Genomic DNA, 17,225 nt, shown 5'->3' with positions numbered 1-17,225 from the left:
GGGCGGTGGCTCACTTCGACGCCGCGGTGGCCGGTGCGGCCGGCTTGTCGAAGCTGACCGTCGGCGGCACCGCGATCGCGGCCTCGTTGGCGACGCTGAAATTGGGCTTGACGTCGTAGCCGAAGACCATCGCCGTCAGGTTGGTGGGAAAACTGCGCGCCAGCACGTTGTAGTCCTGCACCGCCTTGACGTAGCGGTTGCGCGCCACCGTGATGCGGTTCTCGGTGCCCTCGAGCTGCACGCGCAGGTCCTGGAAGCCCTGGTTGGCCTTCAGGTTCGGATACTGCTCGACCGTCACCAGCAGTCGGCTCAGCGCACCCGAGAGCTCGCCCTGGGCGGCCTGGAAGCGACCGAAGGCCTCGGGATCGTTGACGAGTTCGGGTGTCGCCTGGATGCTGCTGGCCTTGGCGCGCGCCTCGATCACGCGCGTCAGCGTCTCCTGCTCGAAATTGGCCTCGCCCTTGACGGTGGCGACGATGTTCGGGATCAGGTCGCTGCGCCGCTGGTACTGGTTGACGACCTCGGACCAGGCCGACTTGACCTGTTCGTCGAGGCGCTGGAAGTCGTTGTAGCCGCAGCCGGACAGCAGACCGGTGGCCAGTACGGCGAGCACGGCGACCGCGCGGCGGGCGACGGCGGCAAGTTCGGTCATGGCAACTCCTCCTTTTCGCGGCGGCTTCGTCGATGCTACCCGAGCCCCAATCTGGGGAACCAAGGTTCTCGCTTCAAGGCCGTGGCCACCGCGCCGCTGGCCCGGCCGGGTGCGTGACGCACCAGGGCGGCGTCCTGGCGACCGCCATAATCGTGCGCCATGTGGCCGCCCCTTCAGAACGACAGCTTCCTGCGTGCCTGCCTGCGCCAGCCCACCGACCACACGCCGCTGTGGCTGATGCGCCAAGCCGGTCGCTACCTGCCCGAGTACTGCGCGACCCGTGCGAAGGCCGGCAGCTTCATGGGCCTTGCGACGAACGTCGACTTCGCCACCGAGGTCACGCTGCAGCCGCTCGAGCGCTACGCGCTCGACGCAGCGATCCTGTTCTCCGACATCCTCACCGTGCCCGACGCGATGGGCCTGGGGCTGAGCTTCGCGCAGGGCGAGGGCCCGCGCTTCGCGCACCCGGTGCGCGACGAGGCCGCGGTGGCCCGCCTCGCGGTGCCCGACCTCGACACGCTGCGCTACGTCTTCGACGCAGTGAGCTCGATCCGGCGCGCATTGAAGGGCCGCGTGCCGCTGATCGGTTTTTCCGGCAGCCCGTGGACGCTCGCCTGCTACATGGTCGAAGGCGGCGGCAGCGACGACTACCGGCTCGTGAAGACGATGCTCTACGCGCGGCCCGACCTGATGCACCGCATGCTCGAAGTCAATGCCGACGCGGTGGCCGCGTACCTGAACGCGCAGATCGACGCCGGCGCGCAGGCGGTGATGATCTTCGACAGCTGGGGTGGCGTGCTCGCCGACGGCGCGTTCCAGCGTTTCAGCCTCGCCTACACGAAGCGCGTGCTCAGCCGGCTCAAGCGCGAGCACGACGGCGCGCCGATCCCTCAGATTGTCTTCACGAAAGGCGGCGGCGCCTGGCTCGAGGCGATGGCCGACGCCCGTCCCGACGTGCTCGGCGTCGACTGGACGGTCAACCTGGGCCAGGCGCGCGCGCGTGTCGGCGACCGCGTCGCGCTGCAGGGCAACCTCGATCCGGCGGTGCTCTTCGCGCCGCCCGAAGTTGTTCGCGCCGAGGCGGCGAAGGTGCTCGAGAGCTTCGGCCGGCCCGAGCGCGCCGACGGCGGCGTCGACGGGCACATCTTCAACCTGGGTCACGGCATCAGCCAGTTCACCCCGCCCGAGCATGTCGCGGCGCTGGTCGATGCGGTGCACGAAGTCTCGCGCCGGCTGCGACGCGCACATTGACCCGGCAGTGATCGCGCGGTGCGTCGCGCGGCGGGTGAGTGAGCGCTCAGGGCTTGACTTATCCCCACGGAACGTGTTGCAGCGCAGCGCCCTGACGAATGTCGACTGCGCTACCGGGGTTTTCCCGCTCGCTTCGCTAAGTGCTTGATTTATTTCATGGTCGGGCGCTGCCGCGACAAGGGGCAAAACGTCGCGGCGCCAAGCGCGGCAAGCGTTTAGCGCATCGGCCGGCAGGTTCCCCACAAAGTTTTCCACAGGTGCCGTGGACATTGAGGAAAAGCGCTTTTGAATCATGAACTTGGGGCGAACTTGCAGACCAGTTCGAGTTTTCGGGCGTAACTGACCGGGCACGGATGTCGCTGACGCACCGCATCAGTGCGGCGGTCGACACGCCGCAGCACAGCGGCCTGGGTGGCTTGCTCGACTACCGCCACGACACGGCGCTGCCGCCGGGCACGCTGCTGCGCGTGCCGCTGGGGCGGCGCGAGGTGCCGGCGATCGCCTGGCCGGTGACGGACGAGCCGCCCGTGGCCGAGCTGCGCCCTGTCGCCGCCGCGCTGACCGCGCTGCCGCCGCTGTCGCCGGCGTGGATCGAGCTCGTCGGCTTTGCCGCCGGCTACTACCAGCGCAGCGTCGGCGAGGTGGCGCTGGCGGTGCTGCCGCCGGAACTGCGCCGGCTCGACGACGCGCGGCTGGCCAAGCGCATCGCGCGGCTCGGCCCGGCCGCGCCTGCCGCGTCGCCGCCCGCCGAGGCGCCGCCGCTGAGCGCAGAGCAGGCGGCGGCGCTCGACGCGCTGGCCGGCCCGGGCGCACCGGGCACCGTGCTGCTGCACGGCGTGACCGGCAGCGGCAAGACCGAGGTCTACCTGCAGGCGGCGGCGCGTGCGCTGGCCGCTGGGCGCCAGGTGCTCGTGCTGGTGCCAGAGATCAACCTCACGCCGCAGCTCGTGGCGCGCTTGGGCGCGCGCTTCGGCGCGCCGCGCATTGCCACGCTGCACAGCGGGCTGACGCCGGCGCAGCGGCTGCGCCAATGGCTGCTCGCGCACCTGGGGCACGCGGACCTGGTGCTGGGCACGCGGCTGGCGGTGTTCGCGTCGCTGCCGCGGCTCGGGTTGATCGTCGTCGACGAGGAGCACGACCCGTCGTTCAAGCAGCAGGAAGGCGCGCGCTACTCGGCTCGCGACCTCGCGGTGTACCGCGGCCGCATCGAGGGCGTGCCGGTGCTGCTGGGCTCGGCGACGCCGTCGCTCGAGACCTGGCACAACGCCGAGCAGGGGCGTTACCGGCGGCTGGTGCTGTCGCAGCGTATCGGTGGCGGGCCGCTGCCGCGCGTACGGCTGTTCGACATGAACCGGCTGCCGAAGGATCGCGCCGGCGCCACCGCGTTGTCTGCGCCGCTGGTCGAGGCGTTGCAGCAGCGCCTCGAGCGCGGCGAACAGAGCCTGCTGTTCCTCAACCGTCGCGGCTACGCGCCGGTGCTGCACTGCGGCGCTTGCAGCTGGAAGAGCGGCTGCCCGCACTGCAGCGCGTGGCGCGTGTTCCACAAGCGCGACCGCACGCTGCGCTGCCACCACTGCGGCTTCACCGAGCGCGTCCCTCGCGCCTGCCCGGAATGCGGCAACCAGGACATCGCCGCGATCGGCCGCGGCACCGAAAAGCTCGAGGAGCAGATCGCGCTGCTGCTGCCGACGGCGCGCGTGGCCCGCATCGACGCCGACAGCACGCGTGCCAAGGGCGCTCTCGAGGCGCAGCTGGCCGCCGTGCACGCCGGCGAGGTCGACGTGCTGGTCGGCACGCAGATGGTCGCGAAGGGCCACGACTTCCGCCGCATCACGCTGGTGGCCGCGGTCAACCCCGACGCGGCGCTGTTCGCCAGCGACTTCCGCGCGCCCGAGCGGCTGTTCGCGCTGCTGATGCAGGCCGGCGGCCGCGCCGGGCGCGACGCCGGGCACGCCGCGCTCAGCGAGCTGTGGGTCCAGACCTGGCACCCGCAGCACGCGCTGTACGCGGCGCTGCTGCGCCACGACTTCGCGGCGTTCGCCGCCGCGCAGCTCGCCGAACGCGAGGCCGCCGGGCTGCCCCCGTTCACGCACCTGGCGCTGCTGCGCGCCGAGGCGCGCAGCGCCGAGGTGGCGACCGCGTTCCTGCGCGACGCCGCGCAGCACCTGGCCGACGCAGCCGCCGCGCGCGGCGTCGGCCTGTACCCGCCGGTGCCGCCGCCGGTGTCGCGGGTGGCCGACGTCGAGCGCGTGCAGATGCTGGTCGAGTCGCGATCTCGCGCCGCGCTGCAGCAGCTGCTCGCCGAGGCGATGCCGCGGCTGCACGCGCTGCGCGCCGCGCACCGGGGGCTGCTGCGCTGGGCGGTCGACGTCGATCCGCTGTCGATCTGATCGCCGCGACAATCGGCGCCACCGTGTCGACGATGAACGAGACGACCTTCGAACTGGCGCGCCGCCACTTCGTCGACGGCGTTCGCCACGTCGAGGCCGGCCGCCTGGCCGACGCCGAACGCTGCTTCGAGGCGTCGCTGGCGCTGTTGCCGGCGCGTGTGTCGACGCTGGTCAACCTGGGTGCCGTGCGCTGCCGCCAGGGCCGCGCCGCCGACGCGCTGCCGCCGCTCGAACGGGCCGTCGCAGTCGCGCCCGACGATGCCGACGCGCGCGCACAGCTCGCGCTCGCGCTGGTGCAGCTCGGTCGCGACGACGACGCGCTGGCGTGCTTCGAACAGGTGCTGGGCCGCTCGCCCGGGCACCCCGCGGCGCTGCTGCAGGCGGCGCTGATCCTCAACCGGCGGGGGCATCACGCGCCGGCGCTGCGACACCTCGAGCGGCTGGTCGCCGCGCACCCGGCGCACGCCGAGGGCTGGATGCTGCACGGGCAGACGCTGCAGAGCCTGGGCCGGCACGACGCAGCGCTGCCTTCGTACGAGCGGGTGCTCGCGCTGCAGCCGGGCCTGGCTCGCGCGTGGACGCTGCGCGGCGGCCTGCTGCGCGACCTCGGCCGGCGCGAGGAGGCCGTCGCCGCGTTCGAGCAGGCGATCGCCCACGGCGGCGACCCGGCGCTCAACGGCTTCTTCCTCGCCGCGCTCGACGGCCGTGCGGCGCCGCCGGGCGCGCCCGACAGCTACGTGCGCCAGCTGTTTGACGGCTACGCGGCGCAGTTCGACGCACACCTGACGCAGGTGCTGCGCTACGACGTGCCGCGGCGCATCGCCGCGCGGCTGGCGGCGCGTGCCGCGCCCGCAGGACGGCGCCTGCGCCACGCGCTGGACCTCGGCTGCGGCACCGGGTTGTGCGGCGCCGCGCTGCGGCCGCTGTGCGAGCGCATCGACGGCGTCGACCTGTCGCGTGCGATGCTCGAGCGCGCCGCCGCGACGGGTGCGTACACGCAGCTCGACGAGGCCGACCTCGTCGAGCACCTGCGCCGCAGCCCACACCGGCACGACCTGGTCGTCGCGGCCGACGTGTTCATCTACCTCGGCGACCTGGCCGCGGTGTTTGCCGGCGCGTGCCGGGTGCTCGAGGCGGGCGGCTGGTTTGCCTTCACGGTCGAGCGTGCCGACGACGGGGTCGACCATGCGCTGCGCGACAGCCTGCGCTACGCGCACGGCGAGCGCTACCTGCGCGCCCTCGCGCAGGCGCACGCTCTGGCGGTCGTCGACGTCGACGCGGTGGTGCTGCGCGAGGAGCAGCGCACGCCGATCGACGGACTGTTGTTGCTGCTGCAGCGGCGCTGAGCCCGGCGCCCGACGCCGCGGCGGCCGTTGCCGTGGCGACGCTAGTCGCGCCCGGGCCCCCTGCCGTTGCCGCGCCCGTGCCCTGGGTGGCCGCGATCGTCGCGGTCACGCCGGTCGTAGCGTCGGTCGTGGCGCCGGTCGAGGTCGTAGCGGTCGCGCCGGTCGTATCGGTAGCGGTCGTAGCGGTCGCGCACCCAGTCCTCGCGCACGAAGTACACCGGCTGGTTGCACGCCGCGTATCGCCTGCAGTGGCGCTTCCAGTCCTTGGCGTGACCGGGCGGCACGTACAAGTAGATCGGCCGGTACGGCACCGGCGCCGGCACGACGACCACCGGCTGCGGGTAGATCAGCGGCGGCGGCGGCGCGGTGCCGATTTCGATGCGGCCGTACACCCCCGGCTCGCGGATCGTGATGCCCACGCCGACGTCGACCGCGGCCTGGCTCAGCGTCGTGGTCAGCAGTGCCGCCATCAGCAGCAGGACGCCGCGCAGCGGCTTGGCAAACGGGTACGGCATCGTCGGCTCCCTTCGCGTGGTCATGCGAACACAACGCATTCGAGCCGTCCTGCGCCGACGCCGATCCGCGTCGGCGCCGCCCGGAACGTGACCGGATGCAACGGCGAGCCCCGCGCGGGCGGTGCAGTCGCAAGCGGGCGTGACATCGGTGTGCATCGGTGCCGGCGCGACGCCGCGCCGGGTTCAGGCGCCGATCACCCCGCCGTCGTCGCGCGTGATCGCCAGCGTCGCCGAGCGCGGGCGAGCGCCGGCGACGCCGCTCGGCCAGCGCGAGTGGCGGTCGGGCCACGCCGGGTCGCTGCGGTCGCCGGCGGGTTCGCCGGGGTGCTGCACGTTGACGAACATCGTGCGGCCGTCGGGCGTCCACGCGATGCCGGTCAGCTCGCAGTGCGCCGGCCCGGTCAGGAAGCGCCGCAGCTCGCCGGTGACCACGTCGCACGCGAGCATCTGGTTGTGACCCAGGCGCGCGAACTCGCCCCGGTGCAGCTGCTCGGCGGCGGCGTCGGTCTGCACCCACAGCACGCCGCGCGCGTCGAACGCCAATCCGTCGGGGCAGGCGAAGGCGTCGCCGCGCACGGTGCCGCGCGCTTCGGGCCGCGCGTTGGCCGGGTCGCCGGCGAGCACGAACAGCTCCCACGCGAAGCCGGTGGCGTCGAAGTCACCGTCCTCGCGCCAGCGCACGATGTGTCCCATCGTGTTGTTCGCACGCGGGTTCGCCGCGTCGACGCCGGGCTGCCCCGGCGCGCCGCGGCGGCTGTTGTTGGTCAGCGTGCAGTAGACGCGGCCGCTGGCGGGGTCGATCGCGATCCACTCGGGGCGGTCCATCTTCGTCGCGCCCAGCAGGTCGCCGGCCTGGCGCGTCTTCACCAGCACCTCGCCTTGGTCGGCGAAACCGTGCGCCGTCGTCAGCGGTCCCTGGCCGTGCACCAGCGGCAGCCAGCGCCCGCGGCCGTCGGCGTCGAAGCGGGCCACGTACAGCGTGCCGTGGTCGAGCAGTTCGGCGTTGGCCGCGGCGCCGCCCGGGCGGACGCGGTCGCGGCTGACGAACTTGTACAAGTACTCGAAGCGCGCGTCCTCGCCCGAGTAGACGACCGCGCGGCCGTCGCGCGTCACCGCGACCCACGCGCCCTCGTGCATCGCGCGGCCCAGCGCGGTGCGCTTGACCGGAGCACGGTGCGGGTCCAGCGGGTCGAGCTCGACGATCCAGCCGAAGCGGTTCGCCTCGTGCGGCTCGCGCGCGAGATCGAAGCGCGTGTCGGTCTCGACCCACGGCACCCAGGCTTCGCGCTGCATCCCCCAGCGGCGGTGGTGCGCGTCGATCGCGTCGCCGCCGCGGAAGTAGAAGTCGAAGTTCTCCTCGCCCGACAGGAACGTGCCCCAGGGCGTCAGGCTGCCGGCGCAGTTGGCCATCGTGCCCAGCACCGTGCGGCCGTGCGGGTCGGCCGAGGTGCGCATCAGCCGGTGGCCCGCCGCCGGACCGGCCAATGCGCAGGGCGTGAACGCGGTGATGCGCCGCGCGTGGCGGCTGGGGCGCACGAGTCGCCAGCCGGCGTCGCCGCGCTCGACCTCGACCACCGACATGCCGACCGCGGCCTGCGACTTGCGCGTCTTCCCGGCGTCCCAGCGCGCGACGCCGTCGGGGTGCAGCAGGCCCTCGTCGGTGTACTCGTGGTTCATCACCAGCAGCCCGCGACGCGAGCCGTCGAGCGGCACGTAGGCGACGGCGTCGTGGTGCATGCCGAACTGCGCCGCCTGCGCGTCGGCGTCGTGGCGCGACTCGGGGTCGAGCGGCGGCATGTGGCTCGGCAGTCCCACCGGCTCGCCCCACGCGGCGAGCACCTGTGCCCGGTAGCCCGGCGGCACGACGACGGCGTCGGCGCGCGACGGTGGCACCGGCACGAAGCCCAGCGTCGAGCGCCGCGGCGCGCCGGGCTGCGCGCAGCCGCCGAGCCAGGGGGCGAACAGCGCCGCGACGCCGGCGCCGAACCCGCCGCGCAGCACGGTGCGCCGCGCCGCGTCGGCGCCGAGGGCGTGCACGCTCGGGTTCGGCGAGCGATTGCGGTCCGACAGGGTCGCGAAGTCCTTGGCCATCGTCGCTCAGCCGGCGTCGCCGTCGCGGCGCAGCAACGCCAGCACCACCTCGTTGTGCTCGCCCAGCCGCGGCGCCGGCGCGCCGACGCGCCCCGGCGTGCGCGACAGCCGGGGCACCACGCCGGGCACGTCGAGCGCCAGCCCGTCGCGCGTGACGACGCGCTCGATCATGCCGCGCGCGCGGTAATGCGGGTCGGCGGCGATGTCGGCGACGGTGTAGATGCGGCCGACCGGCACGCTCGCGGCCTGCAGCGCGGCGACCACCTCGGCCACCGGCCGCGCCGACGTCCAGGCCTCGATCGCCGCGTCGATCTCGGCCACGCGCGGCACGCGCAGCGCGTTGGTGGAAAGACCGGGGTCGTCGGCGAGGTCGGCGCGCCCGACGGCGCGCATCAGCCGCCTGAAGATCGAGTCGCCGTTGCCGCCGATCACGACGCGGCCGTCGGCGCAGCGGTAGGCGTTGCTCGGCGCGATGCCGGGCAGTGCCGAACCGGCGGGCTGGCGCACCGCGCCGAACGCGCTGTACTCGGGCAGCAGGCTCTCCATGCAGTTGAACACCGACTCGTACAGCGCGACGTCGATCACCTGCCCGCGTCCCTTCGGCGCGGCGGGCGAGACGTCGCGCGCACGCGCCTGCAAGGCGAGCAGCACGCCGATCACGCCGTGCAGCGCGGCCAGCGTGTCGCCCAGGCTGACGCCGGCGCGCACCGGCGCGCGGCCCGGCTCGCCCATCAGGTGGCGCAGCCCGCCCACCGCCTCGGCGACCACCGCGAAGCCGGGCAGGTCGCGGTACGGGCCGCTCTGCCCGTAGCCGCTGATGCGCAGCATGATCAGGCCGGGGTTGGCGGCGCTGAGCACGTCGTAGCCCAGGCCCCACTTCTCCATCGTGCCGGGCTTGAAGTTCTCGATCAGCACGTCGCACTCGGCGGCCAGCGCGCGCACCGCGGCGCGGCCGTCGTCGCCGCGCAGGTCGAGCACGACGCTTCGCTTGCCGCGGCTTTGCACCTGCCACCACACGCTGGTGCCGTCGTGCAGCAGGCGCCAGACACGCAGCGGGTCGCCGTCGGGCGGCTCGACCTTGATGACGTCGGCACCGAAGTCGGCCAGCGTCTTGCCGACGAAGGGGCCGGCGATCAGCTGGCCGAGTTCGAGCACGCGCAGGCCGGCCAGCGGCGGCGCGGCAGGGTTCGGTGTGTCCATGCCGCGATGGTAGGGCGGCACGCGGTGGGAATAGACTGACCCGCACCCTGGCGCGCGAACGGTCGCCACGACGCGAGACGACGATGAAGAGGCTCCTGATCCGCCTGACGTGGCTGCTGCTGGCGCTGATCGTGGCCGGCGTCGGTGGTGCGTGGTGGACGCTGCGCTCCGCGGGACAGGCGCAGGTCGACGGCGAGATGACGCTGCCCGGGCTGAGCGCGCCGGTGACCGTCTGGCGCGACGAGCTCGGCATGGCCTACATCCGGGCGGCCAACCTGCCCGACCTGTGGCGCGCGCAGGGCTTCGTCACCGCGCAGCACCGGCTGTTCCAGCTCGAACTGTTCCGCGCCACCTGGCGCGGCGAGCTGGCCGCGACCTTCGGCGAGGCGGCGCTGCGTGCCGACATCCGCATGCGCGTCGTCGGCACGCGCCGCAACGGCGAGCGGCACGCGGCGACGCTCGGCCGCGAGACGCGCGCGATGCTGCAGGCCTACGCCGACGGCATGAACGCCTACATCACCCGGCACGCGGACGACCACCCGCTCGAGCCAAGGCTGGTCGGGCTGCCGGTGCGCCCGTGGAGCGTCGAAGACCTGGTCACCGTCGTGCACTACGTGCACTACTCGCAGGCGACCAACTTCAAGGCCGAGGTCGTCGCGCAGCAACTGGTCGACAAGCTGGGCGATCGCGCCCGCGAGGTCCTGCCGTTGACGGTCAACCCGGACCGGGAGGGTTCGGCCGCGCAGGCGGCCGCGCCCGACCCGTCGCCGCCGATGCGCCTGGGACTGCGCTGGTCCGACCTGCCCATCGCCCCCGACGACCTCAACCACCAGGGGCTGGGATCGAACAACTGGGCGGTCGGGCCCAGCCGCTCGGCGTCGGGCCGGGCCGTCGTCGCCAACGACCCGCACCTGGACAGCCGCATCCTGCCCGGCTACTGGCACCCGGTCGGGCTGTTCACGCCCGAGGTGCAGGCGGTCGGTGCCGCGCTGCCGGGCATGCCCGGCATCCTGTCGGGGCGCACGCGGAAGGTGGCGTTCGGCGTCACCAACGCCTACGGCGACGTGCAGGACCTGTACGTCGAGACGATCGACCCCGCCGACCCGCAGCGCTACCTCGACGGCGGCCGCAGCGTGCCATTCGACGTCGTCGACGAGACGATCCGCGTCAAGGATGCGCATGCGCCGGGCGGCCAACGCGAGCACCGGCTGCGCATCCGCTTCACGAAGCGCGGCCCGGTCGTCAGCGACCACGCCGGGCTCGGCCCGGGCGGCGACCGGGTGCTGGTGCTGCGCTCGACCGACGCCGAGGTGCATGGTCCGGCGCTCGGCTACGAGGGGCTGCTGACCGCCGGCGACGCCGCGGCCTTCGACCGCGAGGTGCGGAAGATCGACCTGATGACGTTCAACTTCGTCTTCGGCGACGCGCAAGGGAACATCGGCCACCGCGCCAGCGGCGCGGTGCCGGTGCGCGCCGGCACCGACGGCAGCGTGCCGCGGCTGCCACCCGCCGACGGCGGCGACGACTGGACCGGCTTCATCCCGAAGGACCGCATGCCCGGCATGCTGAACCCGCCGCGCGCCTGGGTCGGCACCGCGAACCACGACACGCGCGAGCGCGGTTACCCGTGGTACTACTCGAACTACGTCGCCCCCGACTACCGCTACCGCCGCATGTCGCAGGTGCTCGGTGCGGCACGCGCGATGTCGGTCGACGACCACTTCGCGCTGATGGCCGACGACCGCAACCTGCAAAGCGACGTGCTGCGCGGCGCGATCGTCGACGCGCTGCGGTCCGACCCGGCGCAGCGCGACCTGGCCGCGCTGCTCGCCGACTGGGACGGCGTCGACCGCGCCGAGCAGGCCGCGCCGCTGGTGTACCAGGCGCTGTACCGCGAGATCGCCCGCGGCACCTTCGCCGACGATCTCGGCGACGAGCTGACGCGCGACATGCTCGGCACCTGGTACTTCTGGCAGCAGCGTTTCGACGCGCTGGTCGACCGGCCCGACGCCGACTGGTTCGACGACGTGCGCACCGCCGACCGTCGCGAGACGCTGGCCGACGTGATCCGCGCCGCCGCGTCGCGCGCCCGTGCCGAGCTGGAGGCCGCCCACGGCAAGGACGTCTCGACGTGGCGGTGGGGCCGCGCGCACGAGCTGCGCTTCGTCAGCCCGTTGCGGCGCAGCGGCAGCGCACAGGCGTGGCTGGGCGGCGTCGCGGCGCCGCGCGGCGGCAGCGGCGAGACGCTGGACCGCGGCGTCTACGACTTCAACAGGCCGTACGCGGTGAACTACTTCGCGTCGTTGAAGATGGTCGCCGACTTCGCCCGGCCCGACCGCATCGAGGCGGTGATCGCCGGCGGCGTCAGCGAGCGCCACTTCCAGCCGCACCAGAACGACCAGGCGCGGCTGCTGCTGGCCGGCGAGCGCCGCGCCTGGTGGCTCGACCCCGCGAAGGCCGAGGCGAACGCCATGCACACGCTGCGGCTGACCCCCTGACGCGGCGCGGCGGCGCGGCGCTCAGGGCCCGGCGTGCCGCTCGAGCGCGAAGCGCGCGCCGGCGTACTGGCCCAGGCGCTGCACGAGCACCGGCAGCACCTGCTGCAAGGTGTCGTGCAGCGTCCACGGCGGGTTGACGACGAACACGCCGCTGCCGGTCATGCCGAAGCCGCCCTCGCCGGCCGGTGCGACGTGCAGGCCGGCGTGCAGCCAGCCCTTGGTCGCGGCCTGCGCCGCGGCCTTCAGCCGGCGCGGCAGCTGCGCCGCCTCGACGAGCTGCAGCTGCGGGTACCAGACGATCACGGTGCCGGTGGCGAAGCGCTGCAGGGCCTCGCGCAGCGCGGCGACGACCTTCGCGTAGTCGGTCTTCAGCTCGTAGCTGGGGTCGATCAGCAGCACGCCGCGGCGCGACGGCGGCGGCAGCTCGCGCGCCAGCGCGGCGAAGCCGTCGCTCATCGACACCTCGCTGTGCCGGCGCTGGCCGAGATAGGCCGCGAGGATGCGGTGGTCGGTGGGGTGCAGCTCGTAGCAGTGCAGCCGGTCGGCCGGGCGCAGCAGCTGCGCGGCCAGCGCCGGCGAGCCGGGGTACTGCGCCAGCGCGCCGCCGCCGTTGAAGTCGCGTACCTGCGCGACGTAGTCGGCCAGCGCCGGCGGCAGGTCGGCGGCGCCCCACAGCCGCGCGATGCCCTGCGCATACTCGCCTCTCTTGCGCGCGTAGTCGCTTTCCAGCGAGTAGCCGCCGGCGCCGGCGTGCGTGTCGACCAGCGTGAACGGCTTGTCCTTGGCCGCCATGTGGCGCAGGACCTGCACCAGCACGACGTGCTTGAGCACGTCGGCGTGGTTGCCGGCGTGGAAGGCGTGGCGGTAGGCGAGCATGGCGCGCAGTATCCGCCGGCGTCGTCTGCGCGACGGCATTGCCGCCCCGGCTCGCGTACCCTTGGCGGTTTCGTCCGTCCCACGCCCCGCCCATGCCCACGCTGTTCGACCCGATCCGCCTCGGCGAGCTCGACCTCGCCACCCGCATCGTGATGGCCCCGCTGACGCGCAACCGCGCGCCGGGGCAGTTGCCCAACGCGCTGATGGCGCAGTACTACGCGCAGCGCGCCGACCCGGCCACCGGCGCCGCGCTGATCGTCACCGAGGGCACCCCCGTGTGTCCCGAGGGCCATGGCTACCTCGACACGCCGGGGCTGCACAGCGACGAGCAGGTCGCGTCGTGGCGCGCGGTCACCGACGCGGTGCACGCGCGCGGCGCGAAGATCGTCGCGCAGCTGTGGCACGTCGGGCGCATCTCGCACGTCTCGCTGCAGCCCGGCGGCGCGGCGCCGGTGTCGTCGACCGCACGCGTCGCGCACAGCCGCACGTTCACGCGCGACGGCTTCGTGCCGTGCTCGCCGCCGCGTGCGCTGGCCACCGCCGAAGTCGCCGGCGTCGTCGACGCCTTCCGCCGCGCTGCCGGGCGCGCGCTCGACGCCGGCTTCGACGGCGTCGAGATCCACGGCGCCAACGGTTACCTCATCGAGCAGTTCCTGCGCGACAGCATCAACGACCGCGACGACGCCTACGGCGGCCCGGTCGACCACCGCACGCGCTTCCTGCGCGAGGTCATGGCGGCGGTGGCCGGCGAGATCGGCGGCGGGCGCACCGGGCTGCGGCTGAGCCCGGTCACGCCGGTCAACGACGCCGGCCAGGACAGCGGCGCGCAGGCGCTGTACGAGGCCGCGGTGGCGCAGCTCGCGCCGCTGAAGCTGGCGTACCTGCACGTCGTCGAGGGCCAGACCGGCGGGCCGCGCGACCTGTCGGCGCAGGGTGCGCCGTTCGACTACGCGGCGCTGCGCCGCCGCTTCCCGGGCGCGTGGATCGCCAACAACGGCTACACGCGCGCGATGGCGCTCGATGCCGTCGCCTCGGGCGAAGCCGACCTGGTGGCCTTCGGCAAGGGCTTCATCGCCAACCCCGACCTGGGGCTGCGGCTGCGCCGCGACGCGCCGCTGAACCCGCTGGACACGAAGACGCTGTACGGCGGCGGCGCCGCCGGTTACGTCGACTACCCGACGCTGGCCCACGCCACCGCGTGAGCCGGCCGCCGTTCGCCCGCATCGCCGGCACGCTGGCGCTGGCGGTCGCCGCCGGTGCGCTGGCGCAGGCGCTGGGCCTGCCGCTGCCGTGGATGCTCGGGCCACTGTTCGCCACCGCGGCGCTGTCGATGGCCGGCGTGCCGCTGGCCGCCGCGCCGCTGCTGCGCAACCTCGGGCAGTGGGTGATCGGCGTGGCGCTGGGCCTGTACTTCACGCCCGAGGTGCTGCGCACGATCGCCTCGCTGATGCCGGCGCTGGTCGCCGGCGTCGCCTGGGCGCTGGTGATGGGCTACGCGTTCTACCGCTTGCTGTGGGCGACCGCCGGCCGGCCGACAGGCGGCGGGCGCGCCACGGCGTTCTTCGCCGCGGCGATCGGCGGCGCCTCCGAGATGGCGGTGCTCGCCGAGCGCCACGGCGCGCGCGTCGACCGCGTCGCGGCGGCGCACTCGTTGCGCGTGCTGCTGGTCGTCTCGCTGATCCCGTTCGGCTTGCAGGCCGTCGGCCTGCGCGGGCTCGACGCGACCCCGCCCGCGGTCAGCGGCGTCGACGCCCTCGGACTCGTGGTGCTGGTGGCGGCGACGCTGGCCGGCGTGATGGCGGCGCGCGCACTGCGCCTGCCCAACGCCTGGGTGCTCGGCGCGCTGGCCGTGACCATCGCGCTCGCCGCCTCTGGCCGGGCCGGTTCGGCGCTGCCGCCCGGCGCCTCGGAGGCCGGGCAGCTGTGCATCGGCGTCGCGCTGGGCACGCGCTTCTCGCCGGCGTTCGCGCGCGAGGCGCCGGGCTGGCTGGGCACCGTGGCGCTGGGCACGCTGGCGATGATCGCCGCCAGCGCCGCGTTCGCGTGGCTGCTGGCCCGCCTCGCTGGGCTGCATCCGGCCACCGTGCTGCTCGGCACCTCGCCCGGCGGCATCGCCGAGATGTGCATCACCGCGAAGGTGCTGCAGCTCGGCGTGCCGGTGGTCACCGCGTTCCACGTGATCCGCTACGTCGCGGTGCTGCTGCTGACCGGGCCCCTGTACGGCTGGATCGAGCGGCGCGCGGCGCGCGAAGCCTAGGTCGTCGCGCCGCGCCGGGTGCGCGCACGGAACAACTCGGCGATGCCGACCTCGCGCGCGCCGGCGCGCAATACGTAGTGCTCGCCGGCGGCGATCGCACCCGGTACCGCCACCTGCAGGTAGAAGCCGCACTGGCCCGACTGCACCATCATCTTCGCCGCCTGCCTGAAGCCCATCGCGGCGTCGAACTTGTGGCAGGGGTAGCGCGGCTCGCTGATGGCCAGCTCGACGCCGCCTTCGAAGCACAGCCGGTCGCCGATCCAGGCATCGGCCTCGAGCAGCCCGCTCAGCGTCAGGTTCTCGCCGAACGCGCCGTGCGGCAGCGTGGCGTCCCAGGCGGCGGCGCCGGCCTGCGCGCGCAGCGTGCGCCACACCGCGTAGTGCTCGACCGGGTACGCGTAGACCGCCTTCGACAGGCCGCCATGCACCGAGAGGTCGGCCTGCTCGTCGCCTTCGAGCCCCAGCGGCCGCACCGCCACCGGCCCGGCGGTGGGGGTCTTGGCGTACGCGGTGGCCACCGTGCGGCTGCCGATCGCGATCTGGCGGGTTCGCCCGGTGTTGACGCTGATGACCGCAGTGCGCATGGTCCGGTTCTCCCCCGTCCCGATTAGGTAGTGAAAATGCAAAGCTGCTTTGCGATTGATTCGGCCGCAAGGCGGCGCCGACCCCGGATCGCGGTGGTTACCGGCCCATTACACTCGCACGACAATCGACGCCCCGCGGCGCCACCGCCGCGGGGCGTCCCTCACTGTAGTCGCCGGCCGTGGCCGGCTGGTGGCATTGGGCCAGGCCCGACGAGCGACTCGGGCTGCGGGCCTGCCCCAATTCCGCCTGCAACGATTGGAGTAGTCATGAGCCAAGCCGCCCCCGTCCACGCACCCGCCTACGTCGACCATGCCGGTCTGGTCGCCTGGGTCGCCGAGGTCGCCGCGCTGACGCAGCCGAAGGACGTCGTCTGGTGCGACGGCTCGAAGGAGGAGTACGACCGCCTGTGCGCGCAGCTGGTCGCCGCCGGCACGATGCAGCGCCTGAACCCGAAGCTGCGCCCGGACAGCTTCCTGGCGCGCAGCGACCCCGGCGACGTCGCGCGCGTCGAGGACCGCACCTTCATCTGCAGCGAGCGGCGCGACGACGCCGGCCCGACGAACAACTGGGTCGCGCCGGCCGAGATGCGCGCGACCCTGCAGACCGGGCCCGACGCGCTGTTCAAGGGCAGCATGCGCGGTCGCACGATGTACGTGGTGCCGTTCTCGATGGGGCCGGTGGGCTCGCACATCTCGCACATCGGCGTCGAGCTGACCGACAGCGCCTACGTCGCGGTGAGCATGCGCATCATGACGCGCATGGGCCGGCGCGTCGTCGAGCAGCTCGGCCGCGACGCGCACTTCGTGCCCTGCGTGCACTCGGTGGGCGCGCCGCTCGAGCCGGGGCAGGCCGACGTCGCCTGGCCGTGCAACAAGACCAAGTACATCGTGCACTACCCCGAGACGCACGAGATCTGGAGCTACGGCTCGGGCTACGGCGGCAACGCCCTGCTGGGCAAGAAGTGCTTCGCGCTGCGCATCGCCTCGGTGATGGGGCGCGACCAGGGCTGGCTCGCCGAGCACATGCTCATCCTCGGCGTGACCGATCCGCAGGGGCGCAAGCACCATGTCGCCGCGGCCTTCCCCAGCGCCTGCGGCAAGACCAACTTCGCGATGCTCGTCCCGCCGGCGGGTTTCGAGGGCTGGAAGGTGACGACCATCGGCGACGACATTGCCTGGGTCAAGCCGCACGCCGACGGCAAGCTGTACGCGATCAACCCCGAGGCCGGCTACTTCGGCGTCGCGCCGGGCACCAACGCGCACACCAACCCGAACTGCATGGCGTCGCTGCAGCGCGACGTGATCTTCACCAACGTCGCGCTGACCGACGACGGCGACGTCTGGTGGGAGGGCATGACCGACACGCCGCCGGCGCACCTGATCGACTGGCAGGGCCGCGACTGGACGCCCGAGATCGCCCGGGCCCACGCCGGGCCCGACGGCAAGCCGCGCCCCGCGGCGCACCCGAACGCTCGCTTCACGGTGGCGGCCACCAACAACCCGGCGCTCGACCCCGAGTGGGACAACCCCGAGGGCGTGGCCATCGACGCCTTCATCTTCGGCGG

At 73.6% G+C, this 17,225-nt stretch carries 13 protein-coding genes; 7 read left to right on the top strand and 6 right to left on the bottom strand.

Annotated elements, in window-relative coordinates; genetic code table 11:
• Window positions 1-10: 10 nt before the first annotated feature.
• Window positions 11-652, bottom strand: coding sequence for a LemA family protein (locus PKC53_RS05450; RefSeq protein WP_324427113.1), 642 nt, complete (start codon window positions 650-652; stop codon window positions 11-13).
• Window positions 653-811: 159 nt separating this feature from the next.
• Between PKC53_RS05450 and hemE the strand changes: the two genes are divergently transcribed.
• The 3 genes from hemE (at window position 812) to PKC53_RS05435 (ending at window position 5,639) form a co-directional block, all read left to right on the top strand.
• The gene (gene hemE / locus PKC53_RS05445) at window positions 812-1,903 is read left to right on the top strand and encodes a uroporphyrinogen decarboxylase (protein ID WP_324427111.1); all 1,092 of its coding nucleotides are present in this window, start codon (window positions 812-814) and stop codon (window positions 1,901-1,903) included.
• A 353-nt stretch (window positions 1,904-2,256) separates the two neighbouring features.
• Window positions 2,257-4,293 carry a primosomal protein N' gene (locus tag PKC53_RS05440; protein WP_324427109.1) on the top strand — a complete coding sequence of 679 codons (2,037 nt, stop codon included), beginning with the start codon at window positions 2,257-2,259 and terminating at the stop codon, window positions 4,291-4,293.
• 32 nt (window positions 4,294-4,325) lie between these two features.
• Complete coding sequence (locus tag PKC53_RS05435) at window positions 4,326-5,639, top strand: tetratricopeptide repeat protein (protein WP_324427107.1); 1,314 nt, start codon at window positions 4,326-4,328, stop codon at window positions 5,637-5,639.
• 41 nt (window positions 5,640-5,680) lie between these two features.
• Here the strand turns inward: PKC53_RS05435 and PKC53_RS05430 are convergent, their stop codons facing one another.
• The 3 genes from PKC53_RS05430 to PKC53_RS05420 form a co-directional block, all read right to left on the bottom strand.
• The gene (locus PKC53_RS05430) at window positions 5,681-6,154 is read right to left on the bottom strand and encodes a hypothetical protein (RefSeq protein ID WP_324427105.1); all 474 of its coding nucleotides are present in this window, start codon (window positions 6,152-6,154) and stop codon (window positions 5,681-5,683) included.
• A 183-nt stretch (window positions 6,155-6,337) separates the two neighbouring features.
• Window positions 6,338-8,245 carry a PhoX family phosphatase gene (locus PKC53_RS05425; RefSeq protein ID WP_324427103.1) on the bottom strand — a complete coding sequence of 636 codons (1,908 nt, stop codon included), beginning with the start codon at window positions 8,243-8,245 and terminating at the stop codon, window positions 6,338-6,340.
• 6 nt (window positions 8,246-8,251) lie between these two features.
• Complete coding sequence (locus PKC53_RS05420; protein ID WP_324427101.1) at window positions 8,252-9,445, bottom strand: CoA transferase; 1,194 nt, start codon at window positions 9,443-9,445, stop codon at window positions 8,252-8,254.
• 83 nt (window positions 9,446-9,528) lie between these two features.
• Between PKC53_RS05420 and PKC53_RS05415 the strand changes: the two genes are divergently transcribed.
• Window positions 9,529-11,943, top strand: a complete 2,415-nt coding sequence (locus PKC53_RS05415; protein WP_324427099.1) for a penicillin acylase family protein — start codon at window positions 9,529-9,531, stop codon at window positions 11,941-11,943.
• Between the two features lie 21 nt (window positions 11,944-11,964).
• On the opposite strand, the gene rlmJ is transcribed toward PKC53_RS05415, so the two are convergent.
• Window positions 11,965-12,819 (bottom strand): 23S rRNA (adenine(2030)-N(6))-methyltransferase RlmJ, encoded by an 855-nt coding sequence (gene rlmJ / locus PKC53_RS05410; RefSeq protein WP_324427097.1) that lies wholly within the window; start codon window positions 12,817-12,819, stop codon window positions 11,965-11,967.
• A gap of 92 nt (window positions 12,820-12,911) precedes the next feature.
• Here rlmJ and PKC53_RS05405 point away from each other — a divergent pair, with 92 nt between their 5' ends.
• Both PKC53_RS05405 and PKC53_RS05400 read left to right on the top strand, forming a co-directional pair.
• Window positions 12,912-14,021, top strand: a complete 1,110-nt coding sequence (locus PKC53_RS05405; protein ID WP_324427095.1) for an alkene reductase — start codon at window positions 12,912-12,914, stop codon at window positions 14,019-14,021.
• Window positions 14,018-15,076, top strand: coding sequence for an AbrB family transcriptional regulator (locus tag PKC53_RS05400; RefSeq protein WP_324427094.1), 1,059 nt, complete (start codon window positions 14,018-14,020; stop codon window positions 15,074-15,076). The genes PKC53_RS05405 and PKC53_RS05400 overlap by 4 nt, the downstream gene beginning before the upstream one ends.
• Here the strand turns inward: PKC53_RS05400 and PKC53_RS05395 are convergent.
• Complete coding sequence (locus PKC53_RS05395) at window positions 15,073-15,660, bottom strand: MOSC domain-containing protein (protein ID WP_324427093.1); 588 nt, start codon at window positions 15,658-15,660, stop codon at window positions 15,073-15,075. The genes PKC53_RS05400 and PKC53_RS05395 overlap by 4 nt on opposite strands.
• A 267-nt stretch (window positions 15,661-15,927) precedes the next feature.
• On the opposite strand from PKC53_RS05395, the gene PKC53_RS05390 reads away from it, so the two are divergent.
• On the top strand, window positions 15,928-17,225 hold a 1,298-nt coding region (locus PKC53_RS05390; RefSeq protein WP_324427091.1), incomplete at its 3' end, for a phosphoenolpyruvate carboxykinase (GTP).

Source organism: Azohydromonas sp., from assembly GCF_035325925.1.
GTDB lineage: Bacteria > Pseudomonadota > Gammaproteobacteria > Burkholderiales > Burkholderiaceae_C > Calidifontimicrobium.
Note: the sequence above shows the minus strand (reverse complement) of the source record. Positions and strands in the feature narration are given on the sequence as shown.

Bases quoted from the DNA above. Each gene is read 5' to 3' on its own strand.
- PKC53_RS05415 (WP_324427099.1), top strand. From the start codon at position 9,529: ATGAAGAGGCTCCTGATCCGCCTGACGTGGCTGCTGCTGGCGCTGATC.
- PKC53_RS05425 (WP_324427103.1), bottom strand. From the start codon at position 8,245: ATGGCCAAGGACTTCGCGACCCTGTCGGACCGCAATCGCTCGCCGAAC.
- PKC53_RS05450 (WP_324427113.1), bottom strand. From the start codon at position 652: ATGACCGAACTTGCCGCCGTCGCCCGCCGCGCGGTCGCCGTGCTCGCC.
- rlmJ (WP_324427097.1), bottom strand. From the start codon at position 12,819: ATGCTCGCCTACCGCCACGCCTTCCACGCCGGCAACCACGCCGACGTG.
- PKC53_RS05405 (WP_324427095.1), top strand. From the start codon at position 12,912: ATGCCCACGCTGTTCGACCCGATCCGCCTCGGCGAGCTCGACCTCGCC.
- hemE (WP_324427111.1), top strand. From the start codon at position 812: ATGTGGCCGCCCCTTCAGAACGACAGCTTCCTGCGTGCCTGCCTGCGC.
- PKC53_RS05420 (WP_324427101.1), bottom strand. From the start codon at position 9,445: ATGGACACACCGAACCCTGCCGCGCCGCCGCTGGCCGGCCTGCGCGTG.
- PKC53_RS05440 (WP_324427109.1), top strand. From the start codon at position 2,257: ATGTCGCTGACGCACCGCATCAGTGCGGCGGTCGACACGCCGCAGCAC.
- PKC53_RS05395 (WP_324427093.1), bottom strand. From the start codon at position 15,660: ATGCGCACTGCGGTCATCAGCGTCAACACCGGGCGAACCCGCCAGATC.
- PKC53_RS05430 (WP_324427105.1), bottom strand. From the start codon at position 6,154: ATGCCGTACCCGTTTGCCAAGCCGCTGCGCGGCGTCCTGCTGCTGATG.
- PKC53_RS05435 (WP_324427107.1), top strand. From the start codon at position 4,326: ATGAACGAGACGACCTTCGAACTGGCGCGCCGCCACTTCGTCGACGGC.